The 15256-nt window shown below is 61.4% G+C and carries 15 protein-coding genes; 3 read left to right on the top strand and 12 right to left on the bottom strand.

Annotation, left to right across the window (positions count from 1 at the left end):
* Window positions 1–146: 146 nt before the first annotated feature.
* Both BM190_RS04340 and BM190_RS04335 read left to right on the top strand, forming a co-directional pair.
* Entirely contained in the window at window positions 147–3230 is a 3084-nt protein-coding gene (locus BM190_RS04340; RefSeq protein ID WP_244550592.1) for a DEAD/DEAH box helicase, read from the top strand.
* Between the two features lie 12 nt (window positions 3231–3242).
* Window positions 3243–4835, top strand: coding sequence for a phospholipase effector Tle1 domain-containing protein (locus tag BM190_RS04335; protein ID WP_092252258.1), 1593 nt, complete (start codon window positions 3243–3245; stop codon window positions 4833–4835).
* 111 nt (window positions 4836–4946) lie between these two features.
* On the opposite strand, the gene BM190_RS04330 is transcribed toward BM190_RS04335, so the two are convergent.
* The 7 genes from BM190_RS04330 to BM190_RS04305 all read right to left on the bottom strand — a co-directional run bounded on the left by BM190_RS04330 (window position 4947) and on the right by BM190_RS04305 (window position 10352).
* Window positions 4947–5291 (bottom strand): KTSC domain-containing protein, encoded by a 345-nt coding sequence (locus BM190_RS04330; RefSeq protein WP_092252256.1) that lies wholly within the window; start codon window positions 5289–5291, stop codon window positions 4947–4949.
* A gap of 36 nt (window positions 5292–5327) precedes the next feature.
* Window positions 5328–5567, bottom strand: a complete 240-nt coding sequence (locus BM190_RS39425; RefSeq protein WP_143109010.1) for a hypothetical protein — start codon at window positions 5565–5567, stop codon at window positions 5328–5330.
* A 740-nt stretch (window positions 5568–6307) separates the two neighbouring features.
* Window positions 6308–7393 carry a His-Xaa-Ser system radical SAM maturase HxsC gene (hxsC, locus tag BM190_RS04325; RefSeq protein WP_210189088.1) on the bottom strand — a complete coding sequence of 362 codons (1086 nt, stop codon included), beginning with the start codon at window positions 7391–7393 and terminating at the stop codon, window positions 6308–6310.
* Window positions 7394–7497: 104 nt separating this feature from the next.
* On the bottom strand, window positions 7498–8946 hold the full coding sequence (gene hxsB, locus BM190_RS04320) for a His-Xaa-Ser system radical SAM maturase HxsB (RefSeq protein ID WP_092252254.1): 1449 nt from the start codon (window positions 8944–8946) through the stop codon (window positions 7498–7500).
* Window positions 8947–8963: 17 nt separating this feature from the next.
* A complete protein-coding gene (locus BM190_RS04315; RefSeq protein ID WP_143109009.1) occupies window positions 8964–9332 on the bottom strand; it encodes an HxsD-related protein in 369 nt (122 codons plus the stop codon).
* Window positions 9298–9588, bottom strand: a complete 291-nt coding sequence (hxsA2, locus tag BM190_RS04310) for a His-Xaa-Ser repeat protein HxsA2 (RefSeq protein WP_092252250.1) — start codon at window positions 9586–9588, stop codon at window positions 9298–9300. The genes BM190_RS04315 and hxsA2 overlap by 35 nt, the downstream gene beginning before the upstream one ends.
* A 554-nt stretch (window positions 9589–10142) precedes the next feature.
* The gene (locus BM190_RS04305; protein WP_092252248.1) at window positions 10143–10352 is read right to left on the bottom strand and encodes a helix-turn-helix domain-containing protein; all 210 of its coding nucleotides are present in this window, start codon (window positions 10350–10352) and stop codon (window positions 10143–10145) included.
* Window positions 10353–10545: 193 nt separating this feature from the next.
* On the opposite strand from BM190_RS04305, the gene BM190_RS04300 reads away from it, so the two are divergent.
* Window positions 10546–10848, top strand: a complete 303-nt coding sequence (locus tag BM190_RS04300; protein ID WP_143109008.1) for a hypothetical protein — start codon at window positions 10546–10548, stop codon at window positions 10846–10848.
* 10 nt (window positions 10849–10858) lie between these two features.
* On the opposite strand, the gene BM190_RS04295 is transcribed toward BM190_RS04300, so the two are convergent.
* From BM190_RS04295 to trbL, 5 genes are all read right to left on the bottom strand, one after another.
* Window positions 10859–11086, bottom strand: coding sequence for a DUF2274 domain-containing protein (locus tag BM190_RS04295; RefSeq protein WP_092252244.1), 228 nt, complete (start codon window positions 11084–11086; stop codon window positions 10859–10861).
* A 3-nt stretch (window positions 11087–11089) separates the two neighbouring features.
* Entirely contained in the window at window positions 11090–12280 is a 1191-nt protein-coding gene (locus BM190_RS04290) for a TraB/TrbI/VirB10 family type IV secretion system protein (protein ID WP_244550589.1), read from the bottom strand.
* An 83-nt stretch (window positions 12281–12363) separates the two neighbouring features.
* Window positions 12364–13389: a P-type conjugative transfer protein TrbG gene (gene trbG, locus BM190_RS04285; protein WP_092252240.1), complete on the bottom strand. Its 1026-nt coding sequence runs from the start codon at window positions 13387–13389 to the stop codon at window positions 12364–12366.
* Window positions 13386–14090: a conjugal transfer protein TrbF gene (gene trbF / locus BM190_RS04280; protein ID WP_092252238.1), complete on the bottom strand. Its 705-nt coding sequence runs from the start codon at window positions 14088–14090 to the stop codon at window positions 13386–13388. Before trbF ends, trbG begins: the two co-directional genes overlap by 4 nt.
* Before the next feature lie 3 nt (window positions 14091–14093).
* Entirely contained in the window at window positions 14094–15254 is a 1161-nt protein-coding gene (gene trbL, locus BM190_RS04275) for a P-type conjugative transfer protein TrbL (RefSeq protein ID WP_092252236.1), read from the bottom strand.
* Between the last annotated feature and the right edge of the window lie 2 nt (window positions 15255–15256).

Raw genomic sequence — 15256 nt, 5'->3', positions numbered from 1 at the left:
AAGCCACCGTCCAAGCCATGATTGCCGAGCGAGACTAAACAAGCTCGCGGCGTACCATCCGGTGCGGATGCGGCGACGATACACGAAGAAGGGGTATTGGGGGTGGCCCAAAAACGGAGTGACGTACACCTATGGCGTTCCGAGGTTTGTTCATTGGTATCGATCGCTATCAGTCGCCGGCGATCGGAGACCTTAGCTGCGCACGCCGCGACGCGACGGCACTCGATGCGCTTTTCGCGGACACGCTGGGAGACAACTCGCGTCTCCTGATAGACGCCGACGCGACTCGAGCCCAGATCGAGGCCGAATTTTCGGCTCTCGCCGACTGCGATCCCGAGGACACCGTCGTCATCGGATTCTCCGGACACGGCTCCGAGACGCACGAACTGATCCCGTACGACGCAGACACGGCCGATCTCGGCACAACGGCAGTGCCGCTCGACCTGCTCCAGGATTGGTTCGCCCGGATTCCGGCCCGGCGGCTCGTCTTCTTTTTGGACTGCTGCTTCTCCGGAGGTCTCGGCTCGAAGGTCCTGCAGATCGAGGTCAAGCCGCGCGATCTCAGGTCCGCCGAGGCGAAGCTTGACGAGACCGCGGGCGATGGAAGACTGATTTTCACAGCCTCCCGCGCCGACGAGCCCGCGTATGAGAATGTCCGGCATGGCCATGGCTATCTGACCTTGTTCCTGATTGAGGCGCTGCGGGGAGCGGGCGAGGTCGTTCAGGGCTCGCGCATTCCGATCTATCGATTGCTCGACCACGTTTCGGCCCGCGTGTCAGCGGCTGCGGCCCAATTCGGCCTGCAGCAGCACCCGACCATGAAGGGAAGGATCGAAGGCGACCTTCACTGGCCGATCTTCGTCGAGGGCATGCGCTTCGCTGCGGCGTTTCCGGATCGCCGCAGGTCGAGCGTGACCGGCGATCTTGGAAGCCTGCGGCTCGCAGGCTTCCCTCAGCAACTGATCGAGGCCTGGGCGAAAGCCATTCCCTCGCTGAATCCCCTGCAGATCGCGGCGATCAACGACTACGGCGTCCTGAACGGAGATCACCTAGTCGTCTCGGCGCCGACTTCGAGCGGAAAGACCATGGTGGGCGAACTGGCGGCGCTGCTTGCGGTCCTCGATCGGCGGCGGGCGATCTTTCTCCTGCCCCTCAAGGCCCTGGTCGCCGACAAGCGCCGCCATTTCAACTCCGTGTACGGCGCGTTCGGCATCCGCACGGTCGAGGCGACCGGCGAGACCGACGACATTTCGCCGGTCTTGCTTGGGAAGTACGACGTCGCTCTGCTGACGTACGAAAAGTTCGCGGCCATCGCGCTCACGTTTCCGCACGTCCTGGCCGGTGCCGGCGTCATCGTCGTCGACGAGGCGCAGATGATCGCTGACAAGGGCCGGGGCGCGAACCTCGAATTTCTGTTGACGCTGATCAGGATGCGCCGTCGCGAGGGTATCGAGCCGCAAACGATCGCGCTGTCTGCGGTTATCGGAGACACTAACGGCCTCGAAGGCTGGTTGGGCGCGCGGCTGCTGCGTCACACCGAGAGACCGGTGCCCCTCGATGAGGGCGTACTACGCGCGGACGGCACATTCCGGTTCATCGATGCCGCGACTGGTGTCGAGAAGATCGAAGGACCCATCATTAGGCAGGAGTATCGCAAGGGCACGAGCCAGGACTGGGTGGTACCGCTGGTGCGCCAACTAGTGGGCAAAGGTCAACAGGTCATCGTCTTCAGGGAGATCAAGGGAGAGGCCCGGGGGACCGCAGGATACCTGTCGCAGTCGCTTGGCCTTCCGCCAGCTCGGGCGGCACTCGACCAATTGCCGGTTGCCGACGCGTCGCTGGCCAACCAGGATCTCCGCAAGGCGCTGACGAACGGCGTGGCATTCCACCACGCCGATCTCACTCCGGAGGAGCGCCGGGTGGTCGAGGAAGAATTCCGCCGCCCGGAATCCGGGCTGCGCGTCATCGCGGCGACGACGACCCTCGCTATGGGCGTCAACACACCGGCCTCATCGGTCGTCATCGTCGGATTGACGCATCCTGGCGACGAACCTTACTCAGTCGCCGAGTACAAGAATCTCGTCGGCCGCGCCGGCCGTCTCGGGTTCGCGGAGAAGGGATCGTCCTATCTGCTGGCAACCGATCCACGTGCGGAATACGATTATTGGAACAACTACGTCACGAAGACGCCGGAGGACCTCGTTTCCAGATTCCTCGACGTTGCCACCGACGCACGGTCCCTCATCGTCCGGGTCATCACGTCTCTCAGCCGCCTCAGTCCCAAGGGGGTTTCCAGCGAAGCTATCGTCGAGTTCCTGGAATCGAGCTTCGGCGCGTTCCAGGCGGCGAGGACGCGCGCCGGCTGGAAATGGGATCACGACGAGCTCGTCGGAGCGCTGCACGACCTAGAAACTAACGGCCTGATCTCTGATGTCGCAGGCCTATACCTGCTCACTGACCTTGGACGCCTCGCCGGAGAAAGCGCGACAGAAGTGACGTCGATCGTTCGACTGGTCGAATGCCTGCGCCAGATTCCGCCCGCCCAACTCACCGATCCGGATTTGATCGCCGCTACACAGGTTACTGTGGAGCTGGACGAACTGCTGTTCCCGATCAACAAGAAGAGCACGCAAAAGGAACCGCAGTTCTGGGTCAAGGAGCTCCGGCTGCAACTGACCGGCGGCGCGGTGCTCAACGCATTTCGTAGAGAAGTGGAGGATAGTCACACGGCGACCATCCGGGCGAAGAAATCCGTCTCCTGTCTGCTGTTCGTGTCCGGTCGGCCCATGTCCGAGATCGAAGGCATCGTCGGGCAGTTTGGCGGCGCGTTCGGCGGGGCATCAGGCCCGATCAGAAGCGTTGCCAACAGAACGTCGGATCTGGTGACGACGACAGCTAGGGTCGCCGAGATCCTCCATCCAGAACTCGATCTGGAAGATCGCGTCCGACGGCTCACGATCAGGCTCACTTTAGGCATTCCAGCGGCGGCGGTCGACCTCGCGCGAGAAGTCGGAATCGAGCTACTTCGCGGCGATTACTGCGCTTTGGCGAAAGTCAACCTCTGCGACGCGGACTCGATCGAAGCCGCATCGGAGACCGCACTGCTCTCCTGTCTGGGGGGCGACGCGGCCAAGTTGACAATTATCCGCGAGGCGGCTGCGGCGATGAAACGCCGGCAGAAAGCGGTAGCCATCGCGTCGAGTCCCGTGCTCGAACCTTACGTTGGCTGATCGGAGGTCGCCATGGCGAAGAACATCGTGGTCTATTCGGACGGAACCGGCCAAGACGGCGGCGCGCGACCGGAACAGCGCATCAGCAATATCTACAAGATGTACCGGATTTCGCGCGACCATGCGGACACCGGCATCGATCCGTCGCAGCAGGTGGTCTTCTACGACGCCGGGCTCGGTACCGACATCGGCGCCACCGCCCTCACCGCGCCCGTGCGCTTCGTTCAGAAGCTGCTCGGCTCGGTGACGGGCACCGGCATCAAGCGCAACATCGCGGACTGCTACGAATTCATCGTCAACCACTACGAAGACGGTGACAGGATCTTCCTTTTCGGCTTCAGCCGCGGCGCCTACACGGTGCGCAGCCTGGCGAACCTGCTGATGCTCTGCGGCGTCCCCACCAAGACGCCCGGCGGCCCTCTGATGCGGTACCGCAAGCCCGTCAAGGACATTGCCTGGGAAGCCGTCGACACAGTGCTCGAACACGGCGCCGGTCATCCGCGCGAAGAGTTTGAGGCGGAAAGACTCGAACTCGCGCGGCGCTTCCAGGTCAAATACGGGTCGGGCGACGGCTCCGACTCCAACGCCGCCGCCTACTTCATCGGCGTCTTCGACACGGTAGCGGCGCTCGGCGCCGCGGGCCCCAGGCGCCGTGCCATCCAGGCGGGACTGATATTCGGCATCGCCGCCGCGGCGTTTTTCGCCTCTCTCGTTCCGGCGGCTATTGTGGGCGTCATCGTCGCGCTGGTGACCCATGCAGGGCTATTGTGGGGCTTCATCGTACCCGCATGGTTCGTGACGCACCTCGCGATGCTGATCGCGGTGGGATGGCTCTGGCACCATCAGACCGCCGCCAACCGCAAGACCATCTACGATTTCCCGAACAAGGGCGATCCGCCCCGTACTCACATCGCCGAATGGACTGGCAAATACTTCGATAGACTCCTCAGCAAACACGTACGGTTCGCGCGATCGGCAAACGCCATAGATGAGACGCGCAAGGACTTCCAGCGTGTCGGCTGGGGCGGCACCGAGCCGCCCTCGCATCTAGAAACTCCGGGCGTCGACCGCCTTGTCCAGCTTTGGTTCGCCGGCAACCATTCCGATATCGGCGGATCCTATCCCGAGCCTGAATCGCGCCTCTCCGACATCGCCCTCGCGTGGATGTGCGAGCAGGTGCTTCACGTCCCGGATGGATTAAAGACGGGACCGATCTTCGTGGATGGGGTCAAGCTTGCAGGCAGCGGCGACGCAGGCCCGGCGCTCAATATCTTTCGCGCGGCAAGCGGCGTTCAGCATTGCGAGATCGCTGGGATGCGGGACACGCTCGACGCCTTCGCGGCCAAACTACCCAAGTGGAAATGGCTTCAGCGAATCATCGCCGGAAAGAATTGGGAAGTCGAACTCCGCGAGATCACGCACAACGCGCCGGTGCACCCGACAGTCCGGACGCGCTTCGACCTCCCAGAGGTCGCGCAGTGCGCCCGCGTCGGAGCCTACCGTCCGGACGCATTGGCGCATCATGACGAATTCAAACGGTACTATACGCTCACCTCGGCATCCTGGACGGAAGCGACATCCACGAAAGTGACGATACCCGGCTGAGACCGGCGAGCGCGATCGAACTCTCGCGCGTCGATGCTCGCCATCCCACAGTGCATTTTGACAAGCTTTTGCTGAATCCGCGGGAGATGAACGGCTCCCGCCCAATAAGACCTAATACTTGGGAACGCGATGCGTACGACAGTCAAAAGGTCCGTCTGAGCCAGAGCCCTTGATGTTGGCGTTATAGTATTGCCCCATCGACGGTGCCGCCAAAAAGGCATCGAAGATCGCCGCGGGCATCTCGCAATATGGGTAGTAGACCGATCTCAATTGCACGACCATGAACTGCTGGGACTTGTCATAGCACGCGCGGTTGATGAAGCTGCTCCTCGAGACATCGGTGCAGGCGAAAGGCGCAAGATCCAGCTTGCCGTAGTATTTTACGTCGATGGTCTCCGCCGCCGCCCAAGTGACGCTGGCGAGAGAAGCTGCGATGAGGATGGCAAATCGAAACATGCGGAATGTCTCCTTGTGCCAGACCCTTTGTTAGCATCATGGATGTTTTTCAGTTTTCGAAGCGCGGTCTTCAGCGGCGATTGCCTCCTTCTCGCACATATAGGCGCCGCGCTTCGTGCTGCCGTAGCTCTTCGTTCCCGCGAAGTGATAGATCTTCGACGGCAGGTTGACCCACACGACGGTGTCGGTCGGGCAGCGGGCTTTTGCGGAAGCTTCATCTGCAAACTGCCCTGCCTCGAGCGTAGCGTTGGAGGTTTGCGGTGCTGGAGCCGGCACGGGTGCCGCAGTCGTCGTGGGAGTCGGCTTTTGAGGCGCGGGGGCTGGCGCAGCTTGCGTGGCGGTTGGTGCCGTCCGGCTTGGCGGGGGCGCCGCGGGGGTTGGCTTGGGTTCGGGAGCGGTCGCAGTCGGCATGGTGCTGCCGGCCCTGCACTGCTCGACATAGGCCTTTTCGGTGACACCACGGGCTTGCATGCCCGCCTTGTCAGCTCGCCATTCGGCGATGCACTCCTTGGCGGTCTTCTGGGAAGACGAGGTACTCGTCGACGCTGACGGCGCCGCAGCGGGCGGAGGCGCTGGGGCGCTCGGCCTCGGCGGAGGGGCGGAAGCCGCTGGCGCCGCACCACCCCTGCATTGTTCAACGTACACCTTTTCGGTTACGCCTCGGGCTTGCATCCCGGCCTTGTCGGCGCGCCACTCGGCGGTGCACTCTTTTGCGGTTTTCGATCCGGTGGCCGTCGATTGCCTGGGCGCTGGCGGCGGCGTCGTGTCGGCCGGCTTCGCCGCTGGCGCGGCGGCGGTTGGCTCCGCTCCGCCCCTGCATTGTTCCACATACGCTTTTTCGGTTACGCCCCGGGCTTGCATCACGGCCTTGTCGGCGCGCCACTCCGCTGTGCATTCCTTCGCAGTCTTTGCGAAGGCCGGAGCTGTGGACATGCCGCATACAACCGCTGCGATTAGGAGACTACTACCGATCTTCATGTTCGTTCTCCTGGCTCCGTGGCCTGTTAATCCGCCAACTAGCTCAATTCTTGTTCGGAAGTGATCGCGCGTACGCCGCGACTGAACCGCGGACGACCGGTCGTAAAAAAGCCGCTGCAGGTGGTCTTTGCTTCGCAGCGATCGCATTCTTCCACGAAGCCGTTTTTCCAGTCCGAGATCGACTGGAGCGCGTGCGGCCAAACAGACTTTGGAAGAACACATTTGGGAAGGTTGTACACCGACACGTTGACGCCAGCGGCGCTCAAGTGATCGACGGCCCTCGCGAGTCCGTCGCCATAGTCCACCGGATCCATCCAGAGCATGGCATCGTTTGCAACGGCAAAGCCCGTGTTTTCGAGCCCCATCAATGCGACGTGATCGACGAACGGCAGATTTCGGGCAATCCACCGACCCGTGTCCTCGACGATCGGCGCGGTCAATGCATGCAGGACGACGCGGATTTCGACCCGTTGTCCCCGGTCCTTGAGCTTCAGGATGCCCAGGATCGTCTCGTCGAACGCGCCCTTGGTCTGCACGACGTGATCATGGACATGATCGACGGAGGCATAGACCGGAATGGCAGCCATCAGGTTCGGGTGGCCGATATCCTTCCAAGCGTCGACAATCCGCGAGTCGGAGAACGCGCGGCCGTTGGTGAGCACCTGGATGGCAGTCGCCGGCAGCCGGTCGCGGCACTCCTTGAGGACGCCGGTAAAATCTTTCCAATCCGACAAGGTCTCTCCGCCAGTGAACGTCAGCGCACGGGTCGCCCGATCAATGAGAGGCAGGCTTTCCTTGATTTCGCTGAGTATCCACCGGTCATCCACATCTTTCGGTGGTTGCGAGCACATCAGGCAGTAATTGTTGCACCGTTCCGTGACCAGAAACGAGTTGTGCGCCGAATTCCGGCGATACAGCGTGCGGAATTTCCTCGATGCATGATCGAAGCCGATGACATCGCCGTCCGCGAGATAGTCATATTTCGAGGGAACGACGACGAGCCGTCCTGTGAACGTACCGGGTACATCGATTGAGCCGTCGGAGACGACAAGGATGGACGGCCAATCGGCTACTATCGCGCGCCTGACGTCGTCTGGCGTTCCGGCGAGCGCGAAATCAGCCACGTGACGCTCGGCAGCACTGTCAACTGACCGGAGCCTGAGGACCGATCGAGCCTTGTCCGAGGAAAATCCAGCGCTTTGCGAGGCTGTGCCATAGAGAGGAAGGGTCATGCGGCGGCCCATCGTCGCAAGATGGCAGCATCTTCCGGAGAGTTCTCCAGAATGTCCAGCAGCAGGCCCATGATGCCTTTTTGGCGAGCGCAAAATGCCGAAAGAGGCTTGATTCCCAAGGCTTCACCCTGCGTCGCGTGATGATAGACTGGGTCTGCACCGCAGTGGCTCTCATACACACAGGTCGAGCATTCGGGCGCGCACTGCGTCAGCGACGAGGAAATCGCGCCGATCAGCTTGTCCGACAGGATGAGCGAATTGTAGCTGTCATGTTCGACGTGACCGAGCCGGAAAGCGGCGTCACCGGTCTCGGCCAGCATCCTGCCTTCATCCGACGCGAAAACATTGCCGTCATAGTTGTAGACCAGCGCGCCAAGGCCGGCGCCGGCGGGGCTGCGCAAATCAACGTAGCCGATCGGTCGGTCCGACAGCATCCGTGTGAGAAGCAGCGCCGCGTAGAACTCCCGGAACGGGGTGCCCTGTCTGTTGATGGCCAGAACCCGGCGCAATCCTCGCTCGTAGAACGCAAGCCACTTCGGCGCGTCGTACTTGGCGAACTGCTTCGTCTTGATCGCAAATCCGAACGGAGAAAGCGGGCGCAGGAAGACGCCATCCAGCCCCAATTGGAGATATTCGTCGATGATCTCATCGACGCGGTCGAGGCTCGCCTCCGTAGTGGTCATCAAGGCCCCGACCCTGTCGGGACCTAAAATCTCCCTGGCTCGCCGGATTCCGGCAACGGCTAGTTCGTGACTGTTTCCCCCGGGCCGGGGGCGGTTCTTGTTGTGCAGGTCGGCGGGACCGTCGAGGGATGTCGACAGCAACACGTCGTTCGCCTTGCAAAAGTCGAGAACGGCATCGTCAAGCAAGGCCAGGTTCGATGCGATGACGAAGTCGAGCTTCTTGCCGGACCGTGCCTTCGCAGCGGCAACGATCGTCTGGATCAACGGAAAATTGAGAAGCGGCTCCCCACCTTGAAACTCGATCTTGATGCGAGCCGAGGGGCTGGCGAAAGCGATGTCCAGGGCGCGCATCGCCGTTTCTTCGCTCATGTCGAAGCGCGAGCGATCGGTGCTTTGGCGCGAAACCTGGCAGTAGGGGCAAGAATGCTCGCAACGTAACGTCACGACAAAAATATGCAGCGGAGTCACCTGCTGCAGGAAGGACATGCGGCTTCTCAGCCGAGCCGCCAAGAGCTGGCGTTGGGCCTTCTGGTTCGTGCCGGTGACCAGATGAGCCGCATAGGCCTTTTCGTAGAGGCCGTCGCCGGGCCGGAGCCGAAGGTCGACCAGCCTGTTTAGTTCATCTTCGGTCAGGCGGATGAAATCGCCGACCATGTTGGCCACGAGATACTGGTTCAGGCCGGTGCGCTCAAAATTGAACGGCAACAACGAGAGGTCGTTGGTCGCTGCGCTGAAGCACTCAGTAGGTAAAAACCGCGCCATGGTTCTCCGGGACGACTTTATCCGGCATCATTTTGGTCGGCGGCCAGGGCCCCGAAGGCCAGTGCAAGAATGACGTTCCGAACACCCTCTGTTCTTTCGGCGACGCGAGCCCGCAAGTTTTCGTCGGCGACAAGATTCAGAAACCGCTCCTTCAGCTCGTCCGAACTGAGCACGGCTCCCTTTTGCGGATTGGCAGAAGAAACCAAGCGGCAAAGATAGCGGTTGCCCGTCCGGTCAACCTGGCAGGTCGCCGTTCCGATCAGACGATACGCTGCCGCATCCAAAGCACCGAGGCTTTGGATGCTTGAATCAAAATCGACAGCTACCTCGACCTGAGACGCCGCAAGAAGCTTAGCGGCTGGAGGCATGGGACGCATGAGAGGCATGTGAAGCATGCGACGCGTGGGAAGCATGCTGGGCGACGATGGTGCCGTCGGCCTGCTTCGTCATGACGAACCCAAGAAGGTCTTCACCCACCTGATAATGGGCGTTTGCCTGAAGGTTGGTAACAGTGTTTTCGGCCGATACCGCCGTTGTATCGTTGGCGACTACTACCTTGGCCTCGGCGCCCTGAACCGACACTCCGGTGAGCGACGCGAGCGCAGCACCAAGCGAAAGCACAACTTTCGACTTCTCAGTCATTTAGCCCCCCACTTTCTTAATTTGCTCAATGAATATGCACTCTTACAACTTCTGAGCGCGAGAAGTCTATAGTTCTATTGTTTGAACGCGCGTTCAGTCCAAACCGATGCCTCCGCTGCGCCAATTCGGCACAGGATTGATAACGCAGTGTTTTTTCTCCGAAATGCTGCCAGTCCGCGCGACGTTTTCGATCGGAACCGGTGAAATTGCACGATGCATTGCGATTTCGAACCTCTGGTCTGGCAAAGAAAGAGACGGGGAACATAGACTCATTCGCGCGCGGCGCGGGCAGATGATTTCGATGCTGAGTTCAACGAAAGGGGCCCGCGATCCGGACATTATACGGCCGCGCCGTTTCCGTGCTGCACGAAATAGGCGCCATCCGCGAGTATGAGGGCACGGCTGGATACATGATTGCGACGATCCTTACGCCCGCGAACGCGCGCCCTTACCATCGCGCGTCTTGATCTGCCGGCGTGCGAGTTTCCGAACCCGGTGTCGATCAAACCGGCAGCAGCTCAGCGCGCCAAGGCGTCAGTAAGGCATCGCAGGAACTACTCAGCGAGCAACTTAGTCAAATGCACGGAGAGTGCTTCGGCAATTCTCGCCAATACAAGCAAACTTGGATTGCGTTTGCCACGCTCAATGCCTCCGACGTACGTCAAGTCTAGCTCGGCTTCGAAGGCAAGCTTCTCCTGTGTCATCTCCCGTTCTTGGCGAATCCTCCGCACGTTCCTGCCGACGATTTTCCGCCAATCCTGCATTGCAGGAGCGAACACGGTGAGGCATATAGTCTCTAGGGATTATAGTCTCTATTGATGGAATTCCCCGATCAAGGCGACACCAACCCAGAAGAATGTCATGTGGCCAGATCACAAGCTGCATCTCAGCCCGTTCGCCGAGTGTGGGAGAACCACTTGGAGGCTTGGATATCGAGATGTCTCAAGCAGGATAGTGGTGACTTCGATCGAGTTTCCTGCTGAACTGATCGAACGCACAGTCCTAGCCAACCTCTCGATCGAAGTGAGCTTATCTGGGGCGGGAGAGATTACGTCTACAGCGAGCGGGGTGGCGTCCAACCTCTGCTCCGCAAACAGGACTATTTCGCTTGACGAGCTTGTCGATATGCTCCTCGATCGCAAAAATATCTACATGGAAGAAACGACGGAGAGCGATCTAAAAATACTGCTCGAAAGGCTTCAAAAATCGATCCGTTCTGTGCAGCACGCGATTGCCATGATGAATCCCGTCTCGAGCTAGGAGGGGGGTGTTAGGTCGAGGCGACATCTGCGCTCGTTGTCCTCTTAGCCTTTCGAAACTCTGCATCGCTCTCGAGAAATGCCTCGAGCATAAACGGTATCAGCACAGCCACTTCCTCCCGGCTGCCGTAAGTCTCGGCATAGAAATCAGCATAATCCCGTAGCCGCTTGGCAAGGCTCGGCACCAGCACCAGATTCATTTTAACCGGAGTCCGATCAGGTAGCTTCCCGAGTTTCATCCCTCACCTGCCCTTCGCCACCGTCTGAACGTCCTGATACGGCCTCAGCACCAGATCCTTCGAAACAATCACCCGCAACGGCCAGCCCGGCCGCACCGTGATCGTCGGCTGCACGTCGAGCTCGCGCTCGACCAGGCGCTGGCCGGCCCGGTTTGTCGTCTGCTGCGTGCTTTCCCGCAGGGCCTTCACGAGATCGCTCTCGTCGTTTCCGATCGATAGTTGAGTCCCTACCCCGATCAAGGTCGCCAGAGCCACGCCCTTGAGCAACTGCCAGGTATGGAAGTCCACCTGGTCCTCGAGCCCGGCGTAGCCAGCAACGTCAGTGGCCGGAAGGTTCTCGATCACGATCGAATTGCCGTTCGGTAGGATGAGCCGGCTCCAGACGACCAGCGCCCGCTTCTGGCCAAAGGCGACGACGCTATCGTACTTTCCCACGATCCTTGTCCCTTGCGGGATCAAGAGGTGCTCGCCGGTTACCGTGTCGTAGACGTTCTCGGTGACCTGGCCGATGGTAGCCCCGGGCAGGTCCGAATTCAGGCCCGTGACGAGGCTCGCCGGGATGATCGACCCTGCCATCACTGCATAGGTGGATGGCGCTGGTTTGAGCGCATGGGGATTGGTGGTTTCCGTGTCGGCTTTCGCCCCCACGAAGGCCAGCTTTCGCGCCTGCGACGAGGGAATGATCTCGCTGGAGCGGTCGATCATTGCCTGCGCCGTTCTTGCGAGCTCCGCCGCAGATGGTCCTGTGTCGGGCGTTGAAGGCCGGAATGCGGATGGGGCAGCAGCCGGCGCTTCGGTCGTGCTTGCCTGCTTGCGCTTCTCCTGCTTCTCCGACAGGCGGACGAACAAACCCGACTCCTTTGCCTGCTGAGCGATCCGCGTCTGCCGAATCCGCTCGGCCCGTTCGGCGTCTTCCTCCGGGTTGTTCCGGAAGCCCGCGTCCGACGCAACGCCGGCCTTCTTCTCGTTCTCCGCAAAGGCCCGGCCGATATCCCCAGGAGACGGCGGTCCAAGCCGAGGCGTCGAGGGCGGCAATTCCTCGTAGGACTTTGGCAGCTTGCTCAAGCCCTCGGCGGTCTGCTTGCGGTCGGTATTGTAGAGCTCCGTCCGCTCCGACTGCTTGAAGGATTGCGGCCAGAGCGCAATGAGTATCGCCCCGCCAACAAACAGCGCCGCAACAGCGCATCCGATCATGAGTGCGCGCCTGTTGAGGCGCCGAACGGGCCGCGGACGTGCTCGCAGTTCCAGCGGCTCCGGATCCCGATCCAATCCTGTCGTCATGAGGCACTCCCGGTGCTGAAGACCTGAGATACCGGTCGCGCGTCGATGCGGATGATCCGGACGATGCGCTGCGGTTCTTCGCCAAGGCGAAGTTCAGCGGCGCCGAACATCCGATCGACGATGTAGTAGGAACCGCGGACCCGGTAGTTGACGAGGTTTGGCCGGCCATCGGCTCCGGCGACGAACAAAGGCGGCGCTTCGCCTTGCGACAGGCCAGACGGCATCTGGATATAGACCTTGCGGCCGTCATCGAAAGCGCGCACCGGCCGCCACGGAGGATCGTCACCTTCGATGCGATAGCGGAAATTCAGGCTGTCGAGCCGCACCCCGCGATCGGCGATCCGCTCTTCATTCTGCTGGGCGGCGGCGTTCTGCTTGTGGAGCGCGACGAGCGTATCGGTCGGATAGGTCCACGAGATGGACGCCATGTAGGTCTGCTTGGTCGAGACGAGCTCGAGGTGATAGGCGCGCCGGTCCGTCAGCACCACGAGGTTGGTCTGAATGTCCGGAAGCGTCGGCTTGACCAAGATATGCACGCGCCGCGAGCTCCCCTGCCCGCTTGATGTATCGCCGACGACCCAGCGAACCGTATCGCCTGTGGAAACGTCGATCAGTTCCTCGCCCGGCTGCAGCGCGATGGTCGAGACTTTCTCCGGGCTTGCATAAAGCCGGTAGAGCGCTCCTTCTGTCCAGGGATAAACTTGGATGGCGTTGATATACCCGGCGCGTGTGGGCTCCATCCGCGCGGCCTTGTTCGCTTTCGCGATCGCCTGCTCCGGCGGCAGTTTCTCTTCCTTGGCGGCCTTCGTCGGAAACGGCTTCAGCTGGCCAGGCAACGGCAGGACCTTGGGCGTTTCGACGACTTGCACCGGCGCCGGCGGATCGCTCTCTGGAAGGGCCTTCTCAAATGTCATCTCATCATAGGGCACCTCGAGATTGAGCTTGGTGGCGCATCCGGCGAGCCCAAGCGACAAGGCAAGGAAGCTGGCCGACGCGAGCTTGGTGAGGGCTTTGGAATTCATTTGGCGTCTCCGATGAGGTCGCGCGACCAGTTGAGAGAATGGACGTAGAGGCCGAGCGGGTTCTTCCGCAGTGTTTCGGCATCCGCGGGCGGCTTGAGAACGGTGGTGACGAGACCCGTGAAGCGCTCGGTCTTAGCGATCGCGCCATTCTCGTAGGTGTTCTCTTTCCAGCGGATCTCGAAGCTGTCGCCGGATGCGCGCACCACGGACGTGACCTCAGTGGTCACGGTCTTGGAGCCGATCTTCGTGAATGGATCGGCTTCGCGCGCGTAGTCGTTCAACGCCTGCGCGCCGCGGTCGGTGACGAAGTCGTAGGCACGCAGCCAGTTCGCCCGGACGATGACCGGATCAATCGACAGCGAGCGGACGTTCTCGATGAACCGCGCAAGGAAATGCGCGATCTGTGCATCAGACGGCTGGTAGGCCTCGAGCGCCGGCCCGACTGCTCGGACTTCACCAAGCCGATCGACCTCGACCACGTAGGGAACGATACCGGAGCGAGCGATCTGGGTGAAGATCGTCAATCCGAGAACGCTGGACAGGCCGATGGCTGCCAGCGCTGCAAGGCGCCAGTTGCTGGCCTGAACACGGGCGGACCCGAGCCGCTCGTCCCAGACCTGGGCTGCCTTCTGATAGGGCGTGACCGGCTCTGGCGTTTCGCCGTAGCGGACGGACACGCGCTGAAAGGGGTGACCAGCCATATCCTACTCCTCCCCCAGCTTTGGGCCCGACGAATGCCCACCCTTGTCGCCCTCTTTCAGCGTGTGAGCTGCGACTTGTGCCGCTTCCCTCGCGTGTCCGCGCCCTGACGGCGCCGCTGCACGCCCTGCGCCTGACGCGGCCGCTCCGTTCGTCGCGCCAGTACCCGCGCTCGAGAGCTGATCCACGGTTGAGGCCCGGGCTGATGCGCCGGCTGCCGAAGACGCACCAGTGAGCGACGCTGCTGAGCGAACCGCAGTCATTGAGCTGCCCGCCGCAAGGTGTAAGCCTCCGGCAGCCGCCGCTCCGCCGCCGATCACGACAGCCGCCGCGCCCGCCACCGTTCCGGCGGCAGCTCCAGCGCCGAGCTGGGGTGCACCTGAGACCAATCCCGCCGCGATTCCTGGGCCGAAGATACCGAGGCCAAACAGCGAAAGGGCTGCCAGCAACAAGCTCATGGCCGACACGATATCGACCGGCTTCGTCAGCGTGCTCGCGAGCTGACCGAAGATGGTCGAACCGATGCCGATGATGATCGCGAGAACCATCACCTTCACTCCCGAGGCGACCACGTTGCCGAGCGTCTTCTCCGCAAGAAATGCGGTCTTACCCCACAGGGCGAATGGCACGAGGATGAAGCTTGCAAGCGTTGTGAGCTTGAACTCGATCAGCGTGACAAAGAGCTGCACCGACAGGATGAAGAACGCGAGCACAATCAGGATCCAGCAGAACAGCAGGATCAGGATCGTCGGCAGGTTGGTCAGGACATCAAAGCCCGAGAATTGCCCGGTCTCCTCCAGAAGCGGATGGGCGGCCGTGAACCCGGCCGAGGCGACAAACCCGGGCCGCGCCAGGTCGGCCGCGCTCAAGCTCCCGCCTGACGCCTTCAGACCGATGCTGGAGAAGGACGCGAAGATGATATCGGCAAGGCTCTTGAAGTTGCCGATAATGAACGCGAAAGCACCGACATAAAGCACCTTCTTGGCGAGCGTGACCATGATGTGGTCGTCCGCCCGCATGCTCCAGGCAAGCCCTGCTAGGGTCAGGTCGATGCCGATCAACGTTGAGCTCAAGAATGAGACGTCGCCGGACAGAAGGCCAAATCCGGAGTCGATGTAGCGCGAGAAGGTGTCGGTGAACCGGTCAATGACGGAGAGATCAGCCATTG

This window comes from Bradyrhizobium sp. Rc3b, from assembly GCF_900114915.1.
Lineage (GTDB): Bacteria > Pseudomonadota > Alphaproteobacteria > Rhizobiales > Xanthobacteraceae > Bradyrhizobium.
The sequence above is the reverse complement of the archived record's forward strand: the minus strand, read 5'-3'. Positions and strand labels throughout refer to the sequence as shown.